15 protein-coding genes and 2 pseudogenes are annotated in these 20,155 nt (G+C 72.6%); 7 read left to right on the top strand and 10 right to left on the bottom strand.

What is annotated here, in order from left to right; translation table 11 throughout:
• Nucleotides 1-107: 107 nt before the first annotated feature.
• Entirely contained in the window at nt 108-968 is an 861-nt protein-coding gene (locus V3T34_RS22455) for a universal stress protein (protein ID WP_305078693.1), read from the top strand.
• A gap of 97 nt (nt 969-1,065) precedes the next feature.
• On the opposite strand, the pseudogene V3T34_RS22450 reads toward V3T34_RS22455, so the two are convergent.
• Nucleotides 1,066-1,620: pseudogene (locus tag V3T34_RS22450) on the bottom strand (HAD family hydrolase); the annotation flags it as partial.
• Nucleotides 1,621-2,002: 382 nt separating this feature from the next.
• Here V3T34_RS22450 and V3T34_RS22445 point away from each other — a divergent pair.
• The 4 genes and pseudogenes from V3T34_RS22445 to V3T34_RS22430 all read left to right on the top strand — a co-directional run bounded on the left by V3T34_RS22445 (nt 2,003) and on the right by V3T34_RS22430 (nt 4,668).
• Nucleotides 2,003-2,728 carry a CBS domain-containing protein gene (locus V3T34_RS22445; protein WP_305078692.1) on the top strand — a complete coding sequence of 242 codons (726 nt, stop codon included), beginning with the start codon at nt 2,003-2,005 and terminating at the stop codon, nt 2,726-2,728.
• A 350-nt stretch (nt 2,729-3,078) separates the two neighbouring features.
• Nucleotides 3,079-3,243: pseudogene (locus tag V3T34_RS22440) on the top strand (acetate/propionate family kinase); the annotation flags it as partial.
• A 118-nt stretch (nt 3,244-3,361) separates the two neighbouring features.
• Entirely contained in the window at nt 3,362-3,706 is a 345-nt protein-coding gene (locus V3T34_RS22435) for a hypothetical protein (protein ID WP_305078691.1), read from the top strand.
• A gap of 218 nt (nt 3,707-3,924) precedes the next feature.
• Complete coding sequence (locus V3T34_RS22430) at nt 3,925-4,668, top strand: N5-glutamine methyltransferase family protein (protein WP_305078690.1); 744 nt, start codon at nt 3,925-3,927, stop codon at nt 4,666-4,668.
• Nucleotides 4,669-4,769: 101 nt separating this feature from the next.
• Here V3T34_RS22430 and V3T34_RS22425 read toward each other — a convergent pair whose 3' ends face one another.
• The 9 genes from V3T34_RS22425 to V3T34_RS22385 form a co-directional block, all read right to left on the bottom strand.
• Entirely contained in the window at nt 4,770-5,699 is a 930-nt protein-coding gene (locus V3T34_RS22425) for a helix-turn-helix transcriptional regulator (protein ID WP_305078689.1), read from the bottom strand.
• A gap of 661 nt (nt 5,700-6,360) precedes the next feature.
• Nucleotides 6,361-7,449 carry a class I SAM-dependent methyltransferase gene (locus V3T34_RS22420; RefSeq protein WP_305078688.1) on the bottom strand — a complete coding sequence of 363 codons (1,089 nt, stop codon included), beginning with the start codon at nt 7,447-7,449 and terminating at the stop codon, nt 6,361-6,363.
• A 138-nt stretch (nt 7,450-7,587) separates the two neighbouring features.
• Entirely contained in the window at nt 7,588-8,796 is a 1,209-nt protein-coding gene (locus V3T34_RS22415) for a hypothetical protein (RefSeq protein WP_091884896.1), read from the bottom strand.
• A 136-nt stretch (nt 8,797-8,932) separates the two neighbouring features.
• Nucleotides 8,933-10,012, bottom strand: coding sequence for a thioesterase domain-containing protein (locus V3T34_RS22410; RefSeq protein ID WP_305078687.1), 1,080 nt, complete (start codon nt 10,010-10,012; stop codon nt 8,933-8,935).
• 43 nt (nt 10,013-10,055) lie between these two features.
• The gene (gene nadE / locus V3T34_RS22405; RefSeq protein ID WP_305078686.1) at nt 10,056-11,093 is read right to left on the bottom strand and encodes an NAD(+) synthase; all 1,038 of its coding nucleotides are present in this window, start codon (nt 11,091-11,093) and stop codon (nt 10,056-10,058) included.
• A 2-nt stretch (nt 11,094-11,095) separates the two neighbouring features.
• Entirely contained in the window at nt 11,096-12,628 is a 1,533-nt protein-coding gene (locus tag V3T34_RS22400) for a class I adenylate-forming enzyme family protein (protein ID WP_305078685.1), read from the bottom strand.
• A gap of 11 nt (nt 12,629-12,639) precedes the next feature.
• Nucleotides 12,640-12,906, bottom strand: a complete 267-nt coding sequence (locus tag V3T34_RS22395; RefSeq protein ID WP_060849049.1) for an acyl carrier protein — start codon at nt 12,904-12,906, stop codon at nt 12,640-12,642.
• A 66-nt stretch (nt 12,907-12,972) separates the two neighbouring features.
• Entirely contained in the window at nt 12,973-14,934 is a 1,962-nt protein-coding gene (gene asnB, locus V3T34_RS22390; protein ID WP_305078684.1) for an asparagine synthase (glutamine-hydrolyzing), read from the bottom strand.
• Nucleotides 14,935-15,157: 223 nt separating this feature from the next.
• Nucleotides 15,158-16,237 carry an AraC family transcriptional regulator gene (locus tag V3T34_RS22385; RefSeq protein WP_305078683.1) on the bottom strand — a complete coding sequence of 360 codons (1,080 nt, stop codon included), beginning with the start codon at nt 16,235-16,237 and terminating at the stop codon, nt 15,158-15,160.
• A gap of 429 nt (nt 16,238-16,666) precedes the next feature.
• Between V3T34_RS22385 and V3T34_RS22380 the strand changes: the two genes are divergently transcribed.
• Entirely contained in the window at nt 16,667-18,502 is a 1,836-nt protein-coding gene (locus V3T34_RS22380; protein ID WP_305078682.1) for a type I secretion system permease/ATPase, read from the top strand.
• 59 nt (nt 18,503-18,561) lie between these two features.
• The gene (locus V3T34_RS22375; RefSeq protein WP_305078681.1) at nt 18,562-19,854 is read left to right on the top strand and encodes an HlyD family type I secretion periplasmic adaptor subunit; all 1,293 of its coding nucleotides are present in this window, start codon (nt 18,562-18,564) and stop codon (nt 19,852-19,854) included.
• Nucleotides 19,855-20,155: the final 301 nt, after the last annotated feature.

The following is a 20,155-nucleotide window of genomic DNA, read 5'->3' as shown; positions in this document are numbered from 1 at the left end:
GGCCGTCGCGGCGAGGGCGCGCGGCCGGCCCCCCGTTGCGCTGGATCAAGGCCGGGCCGGCCCCTCGGGAGGAACCATGGCGTTCGGCCCATGACCGGAGACGATCCATGTCGATGCCTCCTCCCTCCCCGCTCGCCGCCCTGCGCGACGTCCTCATCGGCACCGTCGTGGAGGACGAGCACGACCCGGTGTCGCCGGCGATCGGGTACGGTCTGTCGCTGGCCGAGGCGGCCAACGCGCACGTGACGATCCAGTCGTCCTCATGGTGCCTGTTCGGCACCGATAGCTGGCTCGGCGGCGCCTCCGACGACGGTCTCACGGTCATCGACCGCCGGCTCGACGCCCTGGCCCGCGCCTATGCCGAGACGGCGGCCGGCGCGGCGGCGCAAGCCGGCCTGGTCTGCACCCGGGACACGCCGCGGCTTCCCTACCCCGAGGTGGTGCATCGGCTGGCTGCCGAGGCGCGGCTGCACGACCTGACGGTTCTCGACCTCGATCCGCGCGGCGGGATCCTCTCGCTCGAGACGATCGAGGCGGCGCTCATGACCAGCGGCCGCCCGGTCCTCGCCGTTCCGCGCACGCACCCCGCCTTCGCCGGGCGGCGGATCCTCCTGGCCTGGGACGGCAGCCTGCAGGCGGCCCGCGCCGCCAGCGAGGCGATGCCGTTCCTGCGCGCCGCGCAGGCGGTCGAGATCGTGTCGGTCGGCGACGCGGACGACCTCCTCGCGACGGTGCCGGGGGCCGAGTTCGCGCGTCGCCTCGCGCGGCACGGCGTCGCCGTCGCGGTCAGCAACCTGCCGGTGGCGGGCAGCATCGCGGACACGCTGCGCGGCCATGCCGGCCTGTTCCGGGCCGACCTGATGGTGATGGGCGCCTACCGGCATTCCCGCGTGCGGGAATTCGTCTTCGGCGGCGTGACCCGCTCGCTCCTGATGGACGCACCGGTCCCGCTGTTCCTCGCGCATTGACCGGCGCGACGCCCCGCGACCCGGCATCGCCCGCCCCGGGGCTCCCGGATGCCGGCCCGCCGGGCGGGGGGCCGTTCAGGGCGGCGGTCCGCCCCCGCCCGCCCGGGTCTGGTCCGCGAGCGGGCTCCGGGCCCGAAAGAACCCGCATCGCGTTCAGGATCACGGCGACGTCGACGGCCTCCTGCAGCAGGGCGCCCTGCACCGGCGTGAGCGCGCCGAAGGCCGCAGCGACCATTCCGGCGAGCGAGAGCCCGAGCCCGGCGAGCACGCTCTGGCGCGCGGTGGCGCGGGCCCGCCGCGCGATGCGGATCGCCGCCGGCAGCGGCGCCTCGGGCGCCGAGCGCCGCGCCCGCCAGGGCCGGGGCGTCGTTGATCCCGTCGCCGACCATCATCACCGGCCCGGGCCGCCGTTCCTCGCGAACGATCCGGGTCTTGTCCGCCGGGTCGAGGTCGGCCGCGACCGCGTCGATCGGCAGGCCGGCGGTGAGCGCCTGCGCGACGGCGCGACGGTCCCCGTCGCGAGCACGATCCGCGCGATGCCGCAGGCCGGCAACGCCGCGAGGGTGTCGGCGCCGTCGCAGCGCAGCGGGTCGGTGAAGGACAGGATCGCGGCCGGCCGGCCGTCGATCGCCACGCGCACCGCGGCCGCGGCGCCCTGCCCGTCCGCACTGGAGGCGAGGCTGCAGGCCGGGGTGGCGGCGACGGCCTGCCCGAGGGCGTGGGCGACGAGCCCGACGACCAGGCCGGAAAGCGGCAGCGCGACGAGCGCGCCGCGCAGGGCCTTCGCCCATCCGGCCGGAACTGCCCGGACCGCCCCGGCCGGCGCGCGTGATCTGGTCATGGCGGTCCCTTGCCTCCCCGGCGACGACGCCCCCGGACACGCGGAAAGGCGGATGGCCGGCCATGCGCTGGATCAACGAGGCGCCGGATCGGGCGCGGGCGGGCGCAGCGACGCCGGCCGGTCCTTGCGCAGGATCAATGCCGGCCGGCGAATCCGGGTGCAGGCTCCCCGCACGGTTCAGCGGAGAAGTGCCATGCGTGCACGCGACATCATGCATCGCGACGTCGTCACGGTGACGCCGGAGACCGGCCTCGGGGCGATCGCCCGGCTGCTCGTCGAGAAGCGGTTCGGCGCCGTTCCGGTCACCGACGCGGGCGGCCGCCTGGTCGGGATCGTCAGCGAGGCCGACCTACTCCACCGCGAGGAGCTCGGCACCGAGCGGCGGCGCAATCGCTGGCTCGACGCCTTCGCGTCGATCGAGACGCTGGCCAACGCCTACCGGAGCGCTCACGGCCGGCTGGCGCGGGACGTGATGGCGCGTGCCGTCGTCACCGCCGGGCCCGACGCCCCGCTGTCCGAGATCGTCGACCTGATGGAGCGCCGCCACATCCGCCGCGTGCCGATCGTCGAGGCCGGGCCCGACGGCAGCGAGCGGCTGATCGGGATCGTGACGCGCGGCGACCTCGTGCGGGCGCTGGCGACCCTGGTCCCGGTGCCGCCCGCCGCGGTCACGGATTGCGACCTGACCGACCGGCACCTGCGCGACATGCTGCTGGCCGAGCTCGCCCGCCAGCCCTGGACGGACAAGACCGAGGGCAACGTCACGGTGCTCGACGGCGTCGTGCATCTCTGGGGCGCCGTGACGAACGAGGCGGAGGCCCGGGCGCTGGTGACCGCCTCGGCGGGCATCCCGGGTGTCGTCGCCGTGCGCGACCACACCTTCGTCGCCCATTGGGGCGCCGACCCGGTCATGCTCTGAGAGGCCGCCCGGGATCGCGGCATCCCGACCATCGGCGGCGCCGGATCCCGCGCGGCCCGTCGCACCCGCCCAGTCCGTGCCGCCCGTTCGTGCGCCGGGACGGGGCCACCGTCGCGGATCCGGCAGGAGCGGGTCCATGACCGACGCGATCCTGGCGATCAACGCCGGCTCGTCGAGCCTGACATTCGCCCTCTACGCGGTGGATACGCTCGCGCCCTCGTACCGAGTCGGGGCTCGGCGGCGCGGCCGCGGTTTGGGTCTCCGGCGCGCGGACGCTCCCCGGGGCGGGGCCGGCGCCGGGTTGCGATCATGCCGGCGCGTTCGCCCGGCTCCTCGGGGCGCTCCGGCGCGTGCCGGGCCTCGCCGTGCGGGGGGCGGGGCACTGGGTCGTGCATGGCGGGCGCGACTTCGCGGCGCCCGCATGGATCGACGACGAGGTCCTGGCCCGCCTCGACCGGCTGGTGCCGCTCGCCCCGGCGCACCAGCCCCTCGCCCTCGCGGGCATCCGGGCGGTGGCCGAGGCCTGGCCCGGCCTGCTTCAGGTCGCGTGCTTCGACACCGCCTTCCACCGCAACCCGGCCGTGCCTCGCCCAACTCTTCCCGATTCCGCGGGCGCTCGGCGACGAGGGGCTGTTGCGCTACGGCTTCCACGGGCTGTCCTACGAGCATGTCGCCGCGGTCCTGCCGGAGGTGGCGGGACCGCGCGCGGAGGGCCGGGTGATCGTCGCGTATCTCGGCCACGACGCCCTGGTGTTCACGGCCGGCATCGGCGAGCGCTCGCCACGCATGCGGGCGGCGATCGCGGCCGGCCTCGCGGCCTTCGGGGTCGCGCTCGACCCGGCACGCAATGCGACGGCCGAGACCCGCATCGGCAGGGTCGGCTCGCGCGCGGCGGCCTATGTGGTGCCGGCGAACGAGGAGCTGCCGATCGCGCGGGCGGTGGTGAGGCTCCTGACCGAGGCCGTCACGCGCGGCTGATGCCGGGATCGTTCGCGGCGACCGCGACGGCGACGGGCGTGCGGCCCCGCAATGCGGGCCGGGCACGGCCGCGGTCCCGCCGGGATGCGGGCCGTCGATCGGCCGCGGCATTAAGATGGATCAATGCCGCTTTCCGAGGATGAGGGATGAATCGCGGACCCCTCCGCAACAGACGGGCGGTGGGATCTGATCTGGCGCGGAACCCGGAGGGCCGGCAGGTGTCACAGAACCAGGATAAGGTCGCCTACGTCACCGGTCGGTTCCTGGGTGTCGACATCGCGTATCCCGCGGATGTCCTGGCGCCCCGCGAGGAGACCGAGCTCCTGGGTCGCGCCGCGATCGAGATCCTGCACGACCGACCCGGCCCCGCCCGCGTCGTCGACATGTGCTGCGGCTCGGGCAATCTCGCCTGCGCCGTCGCGACGGCCTGCGACGCCGCCACCGTCTGGGCCTGCGACCTGATGCCGGCCTGCGTGGCCGCCGCCGCGCACAACGTCGATCGGCTCGGGCTCTCCAACCGGGTGCAGGTTCGCCGGGGCGACCTGTTCGCGGCGCTCCCGATCGAGGACTTCGACGGGAGCATCGACCTCGTGATCTGCAATCCCCCCTATATCCCGAGCCTCCGGCTCGACGGCGACAAGGCCCACCTCCTGGACGCGGAGCCGCGCGAGGCGTTCGACGGGGGGCTGTACGGCTTCACGATCCACCAGCGGGTGATCGGCTCGGCCCTGCGCTACCTCAGGCCCGGCGGATGGGTCGCGCTGGAATTCGGCGAGCGGCAGGAGAAGCAGATCGCCGCCCTGTTCCGCCGGGCCGGCGGCTACCACGACCTCCAGTACAGGTGCGACCCGCAGGGCGTGCCGCGCGTTGCCGTGGCGCAGCGGGACGGATCGCCGTCCGAGGGGGCTCGCGTCGGGGCGGCGGCGGCCCCGCCGGACGTCCGCAGCCACGGCCGGGGCTGACGGCCCCCTGCAGGCCGCCGGCGGAAGCGGGGACCCGCGCCCCTGGACGCGGGGGTGACCGGGCCCGCGGGCGCGGGCGCGACATCCCCCGTGGCGCGCCGTCAGCGCGGCCCGCCGTTCGGAAAGATGATGTCCAGTCCGTTCCTGAACGAGTTCGGCCTCTGTAGCGGCGGAACCCCGGCATCCTGCTGGCCCGCCGTCTGGCTGCCGAGCCAGCGCTTGTTGAAGACGTAGAAGGCGGCCTGCGTCCGGTTGGTGGCGCCGGTCTTGCGGAAGATGCCCTTGATATGGATCTTGACGGTCGCTTCGGCGATCCCGAGCGCCCGCGCGATGTCCTTGTTGGACGAGCCCCGGATCAGGTGGAGCAGGATCTCGCTCTCGCGACTCGACAATCCGGGGATGTTCCCGTCGCCGCCGGGGAGCGGCGGATCGGCGGGACCGGGCGGCCCGGCCCCGTCGGCGAGGCCGGCGCCCGAGGGATCGGGAGCGACGGCCACGCTGGCCGAACGGACGACGTAGTTCTCGGAGACGAGCTGCAGCAGGTTGCCGAGCACGTAGACCGTGACGTCGGTCGTCACGATCGCACTCGCCTCGGCGACGACCGCGGGATCGGGCGCGTTGGCGAGGTGCGGCGGGATCAGGACCACGATGTGCCCGCGCGCGTTCCGCTGGCGGATCTGCGCCACGAACGCCTTCGTCCGGCTGAAATCGATGTCGTCCGATGCGTCGACGACGTAGATCCGGCATTTCTTCACGACGAGATCGTCGAGAACGAAGCCCTGATGCGTGACCTGGCAATCGAAGACCCGAAAGCCGCACTGCGCGATCATGCTGCGCAGTCCTTCGCGCAGGATCGCGTTGCTCATCGCGAGCAGGACACCGCAATTCCTGTTGCGGACCTGATCGGCGTCCCGCCGCGACGCGCCGCCCTTCCGCCTGGTCGCTGCCGGCGATCGGGATTTCTCGTTCATATTGCCCATCCCTGTTGCACAGCATTCGCTCTGATAGACACGATATACAGACGGTTGCATGATTATTTCTCGTTATAAATTCTTGGTTTCTAAAATTTTATGCTTATATATATTACTAGAAGTAAGAGTCTTAATACATAAAATTTAACAAAAGAGATATTTTATTCATGTGTTTTATTTAAGATAAAATTTTATGTATTGGATTGTTTCGATATCGGATTATGATTTATATAATTTTTTCCATTCAAATTTGATTCAGATCAAGATGTCGAGTTTTTCCCATAGCTCAAAAGGATAGGTTCGTCCGGCCCGAAGAGCGACGCGACGCCGTGCCTGGACCGGCCAGCCGTCGCGAGTCGAGCCTCGGCGCTGCGATCGTGGCGCCCGGCAGCGCCCCATGATTTCAGATCGTTGGCATCGCTACGCGGGAATCGGCTCCGCTCAGCCGCCGCGCGGGCCGGCAACCCGGTTTTTCGCGAGGGATCTTCCCGAAAGCGGATCGCGGCGGGCCCGAAGGCCGATGGAGCCTCTCGCTTCCGGGCACAAGCGGGAACGACGGGCGTTCGACCTCGCCGATCGTGCACGAACCCGGGCCCGAAGCCTCCGCGACATGCACGGAACCGGACCGCGACGCCGTGTCGGCGCTCGTCGGCACGGGTCGGGCGCGCCGGTGTCGCGGCCCTCCGGCCGGTGCGACACCGGCCGGCGCCGGATCGGTCGCTCACGCCCTTCGGGCGAGCACGTAGCATCCGGTATCGGCCCGGCCCGGCCCGAACCGCACGTAGAGGTCCTTCAGGAGCCGTCTTGCGGAGTGCCGGGCGGATGCGAGGAGGCGGCCCCGGCTCGAGGCGTCGAGGAAGACGGCGCTACCGCCGTAGCGTCCGGTCTCGACGACCAGATCGTGCCGGCGCGCCAGGGATTCGACGGTCTTGCGGCAGAACGCGTTCAGGTGCTCGAGCGGCAGCACGGCGTTGTAGTCGTTGTAGGCCCCGCACTTGAAGTCCTTCTCGTAGGGCGACCAGTCGATGAACCCGTTCCTGCGGAGGAGCCGCCGGATGCGGCCCTGCCGGGGGACGGCGAGCTTCAGCACGCCGCCGGGGCCGATGCATCGCGCCAGCATGTCGAACACCTCCACCGGATGGGTCAGATGCTCGAACACCTGCTCGGTGTGGACGATGTCGAACTGCATCCGCGCCAGCGCGGCCTCATCGACGATGCGCACGCCGATCGACCGGGCGAAGGCGATCTTCTCGGGCGAGATCTCCGTCGCGAAGACCTGCATGCCCATGCCGACGGCGACCCGCGCCCACCGGCCGTAGCCGAAGCCGAAATCGAGCAGGGTGGTGTCCTTCGGCTCCTTGCCGATGCGCACCAGCAGGCTGGCGAGACGGGTCGCGACATCCAGGTGGTTGTCGAGCGTCAGCCGGGCGTGCTCGTGGTCCTTGAGCTTCTCCGGGTCGATGAACCGGTCGTACAGGTGATGCAGCATCGCCGGCGCCGGAACCATCTTCTGGTAGATCAGCGCGCAGTCCCGGCATTCGAAGATCGTGAAATCGACGCCGCGCAGCAGGGAGTGGTCGACCTTGCCCTGCCGCCGGTAATGACTGTCGACGTGCCGAAGGACCGCGGGACTGTCGTAGGTCGCGTCGTAGAGAGTGGCCGGACGGTCCGCGCCGCAGACCGGACAGCCGACGCGGGCGACGAAGAGCGGGCCGTCGTCCCGCGCCTCCCCGGGGGCCGGCGTGCCGTCCCGCTCGAACATCGGCGAGGCCGTGAGGCCGTCGGGCGAGGGGTAGAGGTCGTCCATCATCGGTGACTCCGTCTCGGTGCGCGGCGGCCCGCCGGGGCTCCGTCGGTCCGCTCCCGAAGCCGTGCCCGACCGCACCGGACCGGATCACGCCTCCGAATCCTCGTCACGACGCGCCGTTCCCCGGCGAGCCGGCATGCCCTATGCCCGCGCCTCGCCCGTCCAGCACGGGTCCGTTCGTTCGAGCAGGACCGGGGGAATGCTTCGGTCGCCCGCTCCCTCGACCGCGAAGTCGAACGCGAAGAGGCTGGTTTCGATCGCCCGGGCCCGGCAGTCCCGCCGGTAGCGGACCGGGCTGACCCAGTCCCCACCGTCGAACTCGTCCGTCACGTCGGTGTAGCCGAGCTGGAAGCGCGTCCGGCCGGAGCGGTGGGCATCCTCGATGGCGTGGAGCAGGACGTCCCAGCCCGCTCCCGCCGGGGTCGGGGCGGAGGCCCCGTCCAGGAAGGAGACCGACTCTCCGAACGCGACCGTGCCGGCCGAGGCCAGGACGCGCCGCCCCGCCACCGTCACCCGCATCAACACGTAGCGCCGCAGCAGCAGGCTGCGCATGACGTAGCTGACGACCGCACGGGTCTGGCTGAAGGCGATGCGCTTGCGGTCGTACATCCGCCGGCGCAGCCGGATCGCCTTGGGAAGCAGCGTCAGGCAGCCCACTCCGTGCCGGACGATGAACCGCCGGTCGGCATGGGCCTGGTGGAAGCCCCTGGCGTTGCGCACGATGTTGCGGCTGACGCGGCCGAGGAAGTCGGACCATCGCTCGGCACGCTTGAGGTCGATGGCCTCGACGACGAGGCGCCGGACCGCGACGACCCGCGTGTGCGGCAGGCGTAGGATCGCCCGGTGGCGCGGCACCTCGGTGCTCCAGAACGACCCGTAGACGTAGCGGCCAGGACCGAGATGGCCGAGCAGGCTCTCCATCGCCACGGGCCACAGATCGGCGTAGTCGGGTTTCAGGGTCAAGCCGTCCGCGATCACCCGCAGGCGCGGCCCGAGGCCGACGGCGCATTGCCCGATCTTGCAGCGCTCGCCGGTCGGCATCGTCAGGATCAGATCGAAAAACCGCAGGCGGAAGCGCGCGTGCAGCTTGAACTGCCACATCCAGGCGCCGCCCCGGCTGCTCCAGAACGAGGCGTCGCAGGCCTGCGCGAAGGCGTCCCAGCACCGCGCCGAGGCCAGGCTCGGCGCGACGGTGAGGCGCGGCGCGCCCCGCCGCCCGTCGTCGGGCGGTCCGGCGCGGGTGAGCGCAGCGGCCGGGCTCGGCGGCCCCTCGGTCTGGGCCGGACCACCCCCCACCCGCAGGAGGCGGGTCGTCCGTTCGTCGGTTGCGCCGGCGACCGTTCCGCTCATGGCGTGCCTTTCTTCCCCCATTCGCCGTCCGTCCCCGAATGCCGGTCCTCGCGGGAGGGCGGCCCGAAGCGGGCGCCCGCATCGTCCCGCCGCCCCCGACCCGGGCGACCGCCGGGCTCGGGGGCGGCACCGGTCCTCAGCCCGGAAGCCTGGCCTGTTCCGGCACCGGCGCGACGACGGGGGCGAACCAGGCGCCGCGCCGCGCCGTGTCGGCCCCAGTGCCGGCCCCCGCGCCGGCCTCGATCTCCGGGCCGGCGCGCAGCGCCAGGCTCAGGGCGCGCGCGAGGTCCGACGCGTGGTCGGCGATGCATGTGTAGTGGTCGCCGGAGACCGGGACGCAGACCGCCTGGGGGCACAATTCGGCCCAGGCCCGACCGTCATAGGCGGCGTCGTAGCCGGGGCCCGGCCGGCCCGCCGCGCCGAGGCCGGTCCCGAACACGACGAGCCGCGAGGGGACCGGCGAGGGCCCGTAGGTGTGGACCGCCGCCTCGTAGGCGGACAGGAGCGCCCGCCGGCGATGGAGGACCGCGGCCTCCGCGGCGATGTCGGCGGGGGCTCGCGCCCGTCGCGGATCAAGGCGCGCCCGCGCGGCGGCGCGCAGCCGCCGCTTGCGCGCCACCACCGTCCGCAGATCGGCCAGCGAGTAGCCCCTCAGGCGCCACAGCTTCGTCAGCCGGCCCATGAGGACCACGACGCGGTGGCGCCGGGCGGGCGTGTCCGGCCCCGCCGCGAGCCACCGCGCGGCCAGGGCGAGGATCACGCGGTAGCTCCGCCGGGCGTTGAGGGAGGGCGGCGCCACGAGCAGCACCGACTCGACCGCCCGGCCCTGCTCGATCAGCAGGCGCGCGGCCTCGTAGGCGACGAGCGCGCCGTTGCAGAAGCCCCCGATCCGGTAGGGGCCGTCCGGCTGGGCGCCCAGGATCGCGGGCAGCCGGTCCTGCGCCATCGCGCGGACCGTCGACGGCACCGGATCGAGATGGGGGGCGAGGGCGATCACCGGGCACGGTAGCTCGGCGGCGAGCCGGACCATGTAGAAGCCGCCGTTGTCCCAGTCCCCGTGGAAGAAGAACAACGGCGGCGCATCGGACACCTCGTTGTAGCGCGCCGCGACCGGCATCCCGTCCGCGCAGGCGGAACGCCAGAAGCGCAGCTTCTCTAGGCGGCGGGCGCGGATCCGCTCCCGCTCGCGGTCCTGTCCCTGGCTGTCCGATTGCATGTGGGCACTCCCGAGCGGCGGCGCGCCGCTCCCATGGCGGTCTTCAATCGTCGACGAGGAGCGGCGGCAGGTGCAGGGGGATCGTGGCCTTGCGCTTGGCCGCGATGTCGCGCGCGGCCTCGGCCACCTGGTCCTCGGCGAGCCCGGTGCAGGCGGCGATCTCCCGGTGCGTGGCCCCCGCGGAAAGGCCGGCGAGGCAGAGGTCCATCGTCCGCCACGGCAGGACGAAGTAGAACTCCTCCTGGGTCTGCGGCATCGACCAGGTGTCCGTCGTCGGCGGACGGGCGAGGATCGCGTCCGGGACCCCGAGATGCCGGGCGAGCTGGTAGACCTGGGTCTTGTACAGGTGGGCGATCGGCTTGACGTCCGCCGCCCCGTCGCCGTTCTTAACGAAGAAGCCCTGGTCGTATTCGAGCCGGTTCGGCGTGCCGACGACCGCGTAGTTCAGGCGGTCGGCGTGGTAGTACTCGATCTGCTTGCGGGTCCGCTGCTTCATGTTGGTCGCGGCGATGATCGCCCGATAGGCCTCCGCGCGCAGCCGCAGCTTGCGGGTTTCCCCGCCAGGCGCGCGGACGACGAGGGACGAGATCCCGTACTCGGCGCCGTCCAGGGGATCGGCGATGACGACCTTCGAGGTCCATCCCGGGCCGTAATCCGGCACGACGCCGCGGATGGCCTCGTCGCGCCGCGCATAGCCGTGCATGGCCTCCAGGGCGGGTCCGATATCCTCGACGAGCCGGGGGATGCCGAGGGCGTCCGCGACCGCGCGGGCGAGCGTGAGGCTCTCGTCCTCGGAATCGTGCTCGGGCATCATCAGGCCGAGCACCCGGTCCGGCCCGAAGGCGTGAACGGCGAGCGCGGCGCACAGGCTCGAATCGACGCCGCCCGACAGCCCGAGCACCACGCCGCGCTTGCGCAGGGTGCCGCGCACCTGCCGGCGCAGGGCGTCGGTGATCCGCGCGACGGCCGCCGCGGCGTCGAGCCGGAGCGCGTCCGCGGTGAAGGGCTGCGGCAGGGACGGAGCGGCGGCCGGGGATGCCCCGGGCGGGGCGGCGGAGGCGAGGGCGAGAACCGGCGTCATCGTCAGGCCTCCAGCAGGATTTCGGCGGCGAGCCGGCGGCTGATCTTGCCGGTCTCGGTCTTCGGCAGCTCGGCGCGGAACTCGACCGCCTGCGGCACCATGAAGTCCTCGAGGTGGGCGCGGCAGTGGCGCATCACGTCGGCCGCGGTCAGGCCCGGGTCGGAGGCGACCACGAGCGCCAGGATCGACTGCCCGAGCACGGGGTCGGACAGGCCGACGACGACCGCCTCGGCGATCCCCGGCAGCGCGTGCAGGACGGCCTCGACCTCCTTCGGGGCGACCTTCTCGCCGCGCGTCTTGATGATGTCGTCCTTGCGGCCGACGAAGTAGAGGAACCCGTCCGCGTCGGAGAAGAACAGGTCGCCGGTATGGAGGACCCGCTCCCACGGGTTCCAGCCCGGCCGCAGGGCCGCGCGGGTCGCCGCCTCGTCCCTCCAGTAGCCCTGCATGACGTGGGGCCCGCGGATCACCAGCTCGCCGACGACGTGCGGGGGAACCGGCAGCCCCGCCTCGTCGACGACCCGCGCCTGCGTGTTCGGGATCGCGATGCCGACCGAGCCGGGCCGGCCGTCGAGGTGCTCCGGCGGCAGGTAGGTGCAGCGCTTGCACTCGGTCAGGCCGTACATCGAGTAGAGCGCGGCGCCGGGAAAGAGCCGCCGCAGCCGCTCGATATGCGGGACCGGCAGGGCGGCGGCGGTGTTCGTGAGGTAGCGCAGGGTCGGGACGCTGCCCGGCGCCAGCGAGCGCATCCGCAGGATCAGCGCGGCCATCGTCGGAACGAGGGGCAGGCCCGTGACCCCCTCCTCCCGCATCCGCGCCAGGACCGCCTGCGGATAGGCGAAGGAGGGCTCCATCACGAGCCGGGCCCCGACCTTGGCGGCCATCAGCACCTGGTAGAGGCCGTAATCGAAGGCGAGCGGCAGGACGGAGAGGACGACGTCGTCCTCGACGCTGCGCAGGTACCCGGTGATCGAGGTCGCGGCCGCGTCGACGTTGCGGTGCGTCATCATCACCCCCTTGGGCCGGCCGGTGGAGCCGGAGGTGTAGACGAGCATGGCGAGGTCGGAATCGATGCCGCCATGCGGCAGCGGCCGCGCCGGCGCCAGGCAGGACTCGAACGCGACGGCCTCGTCCAGGCCCGCGGCCTCGCCGTCGGCGATCGTCACGGCGAGGCTCGGCACGGCGGCGATCCGTTCCGCCGCGGCGGCGGCGAGGCCGCCCCGGATGAGGAGCGCGCGCGCCTCGCAGTTCTGCAGGATGTAGCCGAGCTTGTCCGGCTTGACGGTCGGGTTGACGAGGCTGAGCACCGCGCCGGCCTTCAGGACGGCGAACAGCGACACCACCACCTGCCAGCCGTTCTCCATCTGGACGACCACGCGGTCGTCCCGCTCGACGCCGCGGGCCTGGAGCGCCGCCGCGAGGGCGTCGGACAGGGCGTCGAGTTCGCCGTAGGTCAGCCGCCTCTCGGGCGTGACGAGCGCGACCTTGCCGCCCAGCCGGCGGGCGCTGTCGCGGAGATAGGTCTCGATGCGCATCCGACCCCTCCTCACGCGGCCTGCGCCGTCGTCCGTTTCCGGGCGACGAAATCGGCGACACGGGCGATCGAATCGAAGTTGGCGGGCAGGATCTCGGCATCCGCGACCGCGAGGCCGAAACTGTCCTCGACGAAGGCGACGAGTTCGAGGATGCCGGTCGAGTCGATGATGCCGTGCTCGATGAAGGAGCCGTGCTCGGGCAGGTCGGTCGAGGCGTCGCCGAACAGGAAGGTCTCGACGACGAAGGCACGAACCTGGTCTCGGATGTCGGACGGCATGATGTCTCTCCTCGTGGGGTGCTGATGAAGGCGGCCCGGCCCCGCCGCGGCGGGCGACCGCCGGGGTCAGAGGGCGGTCGCCTGGGGGCGAGGCAGCGCCCCGCTCTCCCGTCGCTCGACGAAGGTGCGGTGCCAGAGCTGGGTCGACAGGATGCCGACGAAGGCGGCGTTGTCCCGGAAGCCACGGCCCAGGCCCCGGCGGCACTTGTCGGCGAGCCGGGCGACGGCGGCCGGGTTGAACAGGCCGGCGGCGCGCACGGCCTCCGGCTCGAGCAGGGCGCTCACCGTGTCGGGCTCGCCGGGGGCGAAGAAGGCGGCGCTGTCGGGGGCCCGGTAGGGCTGCTTGGGCCGGTCGAGGATCGCCGCCGGCAGGCAGTCGCGCACCGCCTCGCGCAGGATGTGCTTCTCCCGCAGCCCCCGCAGCTTCATCTCCGGCGGGATCGTCGCGGCGAGCTCGACGAGGCGGTGGTCGAGGAAGGGGAAGCGGCCCTCGACGCCGTGGGCCATCGCCATCCGGTCGCCCTGGCTCGACAGGATGTAGCCGGGCAGGAGGAAGCGGGTCTCGAGGTACTGGGCCCGATGCAGCGGGTGCCACTCCCGGAACGCCTCCGGCAGGCGCGAGACGAGCTCGGCCGCAGCGTCGTAGTCGCGGAGCGTCGCCTTCAGGTCGGCGCCGAAGAACATCTTGGTGGCCGCCGTGCCGCGCAGGCGCGGGCGGTGGGAGTGGAGCGGATCGTCCACCATGTCCGCGTCCGACCCGAAGAAGGCGGCGAGCGATTCGGGCGTCTGCTGCTGGAGGCCGGGCAGGTACGGGTAGAGGCGGCGCAGGAGCTGGGGCCGCCGCCGCGAGGCCGGCTGGCGGGCGCAGAAGCGGCGCAGCTTGGCCTCCTTGAACAGGTCGTAGCCGGCGAAGATCTCGTCCGCCCCCTCGCCGGTGAGGACGACCTTCATGCCGCTCTCGCGAACGAGCCCCGAGAGCAGGTAGAGCGGCGCGGGCGCGGTACGCAGGATCGGCCGCTCGGCATGGGCGACGACAGCCGCGAACGCCCGGGCGATCGCGCCGCCGCCGCAGGCGACCGAGCGGTGCCGGGTGCCGAGGCGGTCGACCATCACCGCCTGGAACGCGCTCTCGTCGTGCTCGGCCGAGTCGAATGTGACCGAGAAGGTGTTGAGGCCCGCGGGCGCCAGGCGGGCCGCCAGCGCGGCGACCGCCGCGGAATCGAGCCCGCCCGACAGGTAGGCGCCGACCGGCACGTCGGAGCGCATCCGGATCGCGGTCGCGTCCTCGAGAAGGGCGCGGACCTCGTCGCGCCACGCCGCCTCGTCGCGGGCCGGCCGCACCTCGCCCCGCCGGGGGAAGGCGAGCTCCCAGTAGGCGCTCAGGCTCGCCCGCCCGTCCTCGACGATCAGCATGTGGGCGGGCGGCAGCTCCTCGATGTCCTTGAAGGCCGTGCGCGGCGGGATCGGCGCCCACAGCGTGAAGATCTGGTCGAGGGCGATCGGATCGATCTCGGCGCGCACGCCCGGCACCGTCAGGAGCGCCTTGATCTCCGAGGCGAACACGACGAGGCCCGCGCGCCGCGTGACGAAGAGCGGCCGGACGCCGATGCGGTCGCGGGCCATCACCATCCGCCGTTGGCGGGCGTCCCAGATCGCGAAGGCGAAGTCGCCGTTGAGGCGGCGGACGCAGTCCGGTCCGTATTCCTCGTAGAGCTGGAGCAGCACCTCCGTGTCGGACGTGGTCCGGAAGCGGCGGCCCCGGTCCTCCAGTTCCCGGTGCAGCTCGACGTAGTTGAAGATCTCGCCGTTGAAGCTGACGGAAACGTGCCCGTCCCGGCTCGCCATCGGCTGGCGCCCGCCCTCGATGTCGACGACGGCGAGCCGCGTGTGGCCGAGGCCGGCCCCGTCGAGGAGAAGGACGCCGTCGTCGTCCGGCCCCCGGTGGCGCAGCGCGCCGCACAGGCCGCGCAGGAGGGACAAACCGTCCTCCGGTCCAGGATCGCCCACGTAGCCGACCACTCCGCACATCGGGGCCTGTCTCCTGACGCCGCCTGTAAAAAAATTATTGTCGCTAGACCACGGAAGACCGGGCGAGGACTTCCGCTGGACTCTCCGATCCGAGGCGGGCCGACGCTGAAGACGCTCCCGGCTGCCGCCTCGACGGTTACAGAGTGGCAACGGGTTCGGGCGGGCCACAATTCCCTCGCAGGGGGTAGGACTTTCGGGGACGGTGACGCCCGGGCGGCCGGGTTCAGGGGCGCGTCTCGCGCCGCAGGGCCGACGGCGTCTTTCCGGTCCAGCGCTTGAACGCGACGATGAAGGCGCTCGGATCCTTGTAGCCCAGGCGCCAGGCGACCTGGGACAGCGGCATGGTCGTATCCCGCACGTAGCGCGTCCCCAGATCCGCGCGCAGGCGGTCGAGGACCACCCGGAACGTCACGCCCTCCTCCGCCAACCGCCGCCCGAGGGTGCGCGCGCTCATCCCGAACTCGCCCGCGACCGTCAGGAGCCGGGCCTCGCCCTGGGCCAGCAGCGGGGCGAGGACGTCGCCGATGCGGGCCGTCAGGGCGGGCGAGGCGGAGACCTCCCGCGCCAGCCGGTCCTCGTGGAACTCCGTCAGGAAGGCGTTGAGGTAGGGATCGCTGCGCATCAGGGGCAGGGCGAGCACCTGCGGGTCGAAGGCCACGCCGTCCGCCGGGGCCCCGAAGACGGGCTCGCGCCGGAAATACTCGGCCATCTCGCCGGTGCCGGCCGGGGGCGCGTGCACGAAGGCGACGCGCACCGGCACGAGGTTCAGCGTCGTCAGGGTCCGGGCCATCTGGACCAGGAAGGTGACCCAGAAGGTCATCTCCTGCCCGGCGAGCGCCCGGTCGACGCCCTCCAGGGCGAGGTCGAGCGCGACGGGCGCGGAGGCCGGCGCCGCGCCCCCGCTCATCTGGCAGCGCAGAGCGCGGTTCACCGTCGCGAGGTAGCGCGCCTGCCTGGCGAGGGCCTCGCCCAGATCGGTGCAGGAGGCCAGGAGGTGGAAGAATGGGCCGAACACCCGGCCGTCGACGGTCTCGGCGAGGTGGAAGCCAAGCAGATCGTCGCCGAGGTCGCGCGCGGCCAGTTCCAGGAAGCTCGCCTGCTGCATCGCGCCGACCGTCTCGGGCTGATCCATGACGGAGGGCGGCAACCCCGCCTCGCGCAGGAGAGCCCGGGCCGGGCGCCCCCTCGCGAGGAGATGCCTGCACGCGAGCCGGGCGAGCGTGGCGTCCGCGAGCGGCGAGGAGGCCGAGCCCGGATCCGCCTCGCGCGGAGCCAACGACGGGCCGATCGGGGTCTCGACCATGGCGCGCCCTTTCGCCGGCGCGGAAAGGCCGCGCCATCCTCGCGCCGGCAAAGGCGGCGCCGGCGGCGTGCGGGGCACGGCCGACCTCACCGCCGCATGATCGATGTCCCGACCGCATCCGCGCAATCGCCAAAGCCGTCTACGACCTTCGCGCTATCGCCGGGTCCCGAAGGGGGGACGGCGGGGGCCAGCGGCCCGGCGCGGCGGGACCGGCCAGCTTGGCCGCTATTCCCGGAACTTTGGCGAGAAATCCCGACCCGGCCCTCGACGGAGCCCAAGCCACGCCATCTTTCGATCAGAAGTTAATAATGTGAAATATGGTTAATAAAGAATATAAATTGGCATAATATCGTCTTTTTGTGAGAACGGAGGCCGACGGAAACGATGGCGATACATCTAAATAGAGACAGAATATCCGATCGTGTCGCCATGGCCTTCGACCTGATCGGCCGGGGACTGCACCGGGCGAACGGCAATGCGCTCGTCGAGGTGATCCGACCCTGCCGCACCGCGCTCCTCGTCGTCGGCCTCCTGAGCGGCATGCTGAACCTGCTGGCGCTGAGCGGCTCGTTCTACATGCTGGAGGTCTACGACCGGGTGCTGCCGAGCCACAGCCTCGCGACGCTGGCCGGCCTCACCGCCCTGATCGTCCTGCTCTACGCCTTCCACGGCCTGTTCGACCTCATCCGCGGCCGGCTCCTGCTAACGGTCGGCGCGCATGTGGACGAGGCGCTGAGCGAGCGGACCTTTCGGGCCACCCTCCTGCGGCCGGGCGAGGCCTCCCTCGGCAGCGACGGCGCGCAGCTGGTGCGCGACCTCGATCAGGTCCGCGCCTTCCTGACGGGGGGCGGTCCCGCCGTGTTCTTCGACCTGCCGTGGCTGCCGGTCTATCTCGCCCTGTGCTTCCTGTTCCACGTCTGGATCGGGGCGGCGGTGCTCGTCGGCGCCCTCCTGATGGTCGGGCTGACGCTGGTTGCGGAGGCCGCGGTGCGCGGGCCGACGCGAGAGGCCGTGGCGGCGGGCGGCGCCCGCCTGCACGTCGTCGCCTGCCTCAGCCGGAACGCGGAGGCCGTCCGGGCGATGGGGATGCTGCCGGAGCTGACCCGGGTCTGGGATCGGGCCAGCCGGCCCTACAGCCGCCATCAGGAGCGCGTCGCAGCGACGACGGCGGGCCTCGGGGCGCTGTCGCGGGTCCTGCGGATGCTGATCCAGTCGCTCGTCCTCGGCCTCGGGGCCTGCCTGGTGCTGCGCCAGGACGCCACCGGCGGCGTGATCGTGGCGAGCTCGATCCTGGCCACCCGCGCCCTCGCCCCCGTGGATCAGGCGATCGGGCACTGGAAGGGCTTCGCCCTCGCCCGCCAGAGCGCCCGGCGCCTGACGGCCCTGCTCGCGGCCCCCGAGGCGCCGCCGCGGATGGCGCTGCCGGCGCCGCGGGCGATCCTGAGCGTCGAGAACGCCAGCGTGGCCCCGCCCGGCGCGGCGCGGCTGACGGCGGCCGACATCCGCTTCACCCTCGAGAGCGGCCAGGGCCTCGGCATCGTCGGCGCCAGCGCCTCGGGCAAGTCCAGCCTCGCCCGCCTGCTCGTCGGGATCTGGGCCCCGGTGCGCGGGACGGTGCGCCTCGACGGATCGGCGCTCGGCGACTGGGACCCGGACGCGCTCGGCCGGCACATCGGCTACATGCCCCAGGAATCCGAGCTTCTGCCGGGGACCGTGGCCGCCAACATCGCCCGTTTCCGCCCCGATGCCGGCGCCGAGGCGATCATCGCGGCGGCGCGCGCCGCCAACGTCCACGCGATGATCCAGGCCCTGCCCGCCGGCTACCAGACCCGGATCGGCGAGTGCGGCACCGACCTCTCGGCGGGGCAGCGCCAGCGCATCGCGCTCGCCCGCGCCCTGTTCGGCAACCCGTTCCTGGTGGTCCTCGACGAGCCGAACTCGAACCTCGACGGCGAGGGCGAGCAGGCGCTCACCGACGCGCTGATGACGGTGCGCCGCCGCGGCGGGATCGTCGTCGTCGTCGCGCACCGTCCGAGCGCCCTGGCCGCCGTCGACCGGGTGCTCGTGATGGGCGAGGGGCGGATGCTGACCGTGGGGCCGAAGGAAGCGGTCTTCGCCCACACCCTCAAGGCGGTGCCGCCCGCGGGCGGCCGAGCGGCCGCGCAAGTCCCCGCTGCCAAGCAAGTCCCCGCCGCCGTGCAAGCCCCCGCCTCCCCGCAGGCTTCCTCCGCGCCCCGCGCGCAAACCGCGGGAGCCGTCTCGTGATCGGTCTTGCAACGCCGTCCCCCTCCCCGGCCGGGTCCGGTCCGGCGGCCCTGGATGCCATGAGCACGGCCACGGCGCGGCGGCTGCGCGGGCAGCTCGTCGCGGCCTCGGCGAGCCTCGCGGCCCTCGTCCTCGGCGTCGGTGTGTGGGCGACGCGGGTCGAGTTCTCGGGCGCAGTCGTCACCTCGGGCCTCCTCGTCGTCGAGTCGCAGGTCAAGAAGGTCCAGCACCCGTCGGGCGGCGTCGTCGGCGAGCTGCGCGTGCGAGACGGCAGCGCCGTGCGGGCGGGGGACGTGCTCGTGCGCCTCGACGCGACCCTGCTCCAGGCGAACTTCGCCATCGTGTCGAACGCCCTCGACGAGGCCCTGGCGCGCCGCGCCCGGCTCCAGGCCGAGCAGGCGGACGCGACGGCGATCACCTTCCCGGCCGAGCTCCTCGCCCGGAAGGCGGAGGCGGGCCGGGTGATGGAGGGGGAGGAGAGCCTGCTCGCGATCCGTCGCGCGGCCCTCGACGGCCAGAAGGCGCAGCTCGCCGAGCGGATCGCGCAGTCGCAGGAGCAGGTCAAAGGCCTCTCCGAGCAGATCGAGGCCAAGGCCCGCGAGGTCGAGCTGATCGAGGGCGAGATCAGGGGCGTGCGCGAGCTCTGGGAGAAGAAGCTGATCCCGATCCAGCGGGTGACGGCCCTGGAACGCGACCTCGTGCGCATCCGCGGCGAGCGCGGCGCCCTCGTCTCCGAGGTGGCGCAGACCCGCGGGCGGATCAGCGAGACGCGGCTGCAGCTGATCCAGCTCGACCAGGACATGCGCACCAAGGTCGGCCAGGACCTCAGCGAGATCTGGAACCGCGTCGCCGAACTGGTCGAGCGGAAGGTCTCCGCGCAGGACCAGCTGAGCCGGGTCGAGATCCGCGCGCCCCAGGACGGCGTCGTCGATCAGCTCGCCGTCCACACCGTCGGCGGCGTCGTCGCGGCGGGCGAGACCCTGATGCGGGTCGTCCCCGCGCAGGACCGCCTCGCCGTCGAGGCGCGCCTGCCGCCCCAGGATCGCGACCAGACCCACCCGGGCCAACGGGCGATCCTGCGCTTCTCGGCCCTCAACCAGCGCACGACGCCCGAGATCGAGGGCAGCGTGGCGATGATCTCGGCCGACGTCACGACCGATCCGAAGACGGGGCAGGCCTACTACACGACGCGGGTGGCGGTGCAGGACGACCAGCTCGCGCGGCTGGGCGACGTGAAGGTCGCGCCCGGCATGCCGGTGGAGGTCTTCGTCCAGACGCAGGCCCGCACCGTCCTCAGCTACGTCACCAAGCCGTTCGCCGATCAGGTCGCCCGGGCCTTCCGGGAGAAGTGACCGCACCCCTTTCCGCGCGACCACGCCCTGGCGGGCGCGCGGCATTCCCGCCACGAACAGAGGAGGTGCCCATGCCGCTCGCCTGACACCCGGTTCCCGACACGGCGATCCGCTGCGGATCGCGCCGCCGATCTCTACACCGCGTGCTCCGGACCATCCGCCCCGGCCGGCCTTCGACGCGACGGCGCCGGAACGGGCGCGGCCGGCAGCGACCGGCAAAACCAGGACCAGCCGCTGCGGCCAGGCTCGGCACGGCCAAGACTCATTCGATCAAGACCGACTTGATCGAGACTTGATCGTG

The organism is Methylobacterium ajmalii (assembly GCF_036448855.1).
In the GTDB taxonomy this organism is placed as follows: domain Bacteria; phylum Pseudomonadota; class Alphaproteobacteria; order Rhizobiales; family Beijerinckiaceae; genus Methylobacterium; species Methylobacterium ajmalii.
Note: the sequence above shows the minus strand (reverse complement) of the source record. Positions and strands in the feature narration are given on the sequence as shown.

What these genes read in the sequence shown, in the direction of transcription:
- V3T34_RS22455 (WP_305078693.1), top strand. Translation starts at nt 108, where the DNA reads ATGTCGATGCCTCCTCCCTCCCCGCTCGCCGCCCTGCGCGACGTCCTC.
- V3T34_RS22445 (WP_305078692.1), top strand. Translation starts at nt 2,003, where the DNA reads ATGCGTGCACGCGACATCATGCATCGCGACGTCGTCACGGTGACGCCG.
- V3T34_RS22425 (WP_305078689.1), bottom strand. Translation starts at nt 5,699, where the DNA reads ATGCAACCGTCTGTATATCGTGTCTATCAGAGCGAATGCTGTGCAACA.
- V3T34_RS22420 (WP_305078688.1), bottom strand. Translation starts at nt 7,449, where the DNA reads ATGATGGACGACCTCTACCCCTCGCCCGACGGCCTCACGGCCTCGCCG.
- V3T34_RS22415 (WP_091884896.1), bottom strand. Translation starts at nt 8,796, where the DNA reads ATGAGCGGAACGGTCGCCGGCGCAACCGACGAACGGACGACCCGCCTC.
- V3T34_RS22410 (WP_305078687.1), bottom strand. Translation starts at nt 10,012, where the DNA reads ATGCAATCGGACAGCCAGGGACAGGACCGCGAGCGGGAGCGGATCCGC.
- nadE (WP_305078686.1), bottom strand. Translation starts at nt 11,093, where the DNA reads ATGACGCCGGTTCTCGCCCTCGCCTCCGCCGCCCCGCCCGGGGCATCC.
- V3T34_RS22400 (WP_305078685.1), bottom strand. Translation starts at nt 12,628, where the DNA reads ATGCGCATCGAGACCTATCTCCGCGACAGCGCCCGCCGGCTGGGCGGC.
- V3T34_RS22395 (WP_060849049.1), bottom strand. Translation starts at nt 12,906, where the DNA reads ATGCCGTCCGACATCCGAGACCAGGTTCGTGCCTTCGTCGTCGAGACC.
- asnB (WP_305078684.1), bottom strand. Translation starts at nt 14,934, where the DNA reads ATGTGCGGAGTGGTCGGCTACGTGGGCGATCCTGGACCGGAGGACGGT.
- V3T34_RS22385 (WP_305078683.1), bottom strand. Translation starts at nt 16,237, where the DNA reads ATGGTCGAGACCCCGATCGGCCCGTCGTTGGCTCCGCGCGAGGCGGAT.
- V3T34_RS22380 (WP_305078682.1), top strand. Translation starts at nt 16,667, where the DNA reads ATGGCCTTCGACCTGATCGGCCGGGGACTGCACCGGGCGAACGGCAAT.
- V3T34_RS22375 (WP_305078681.1), top strand. Translation starts at nt 18,562, where the DNA reads ATGAGCACGGCCACGGCGCGGCGGCTGCGCGGGCAGCTCGTCGCGGCC.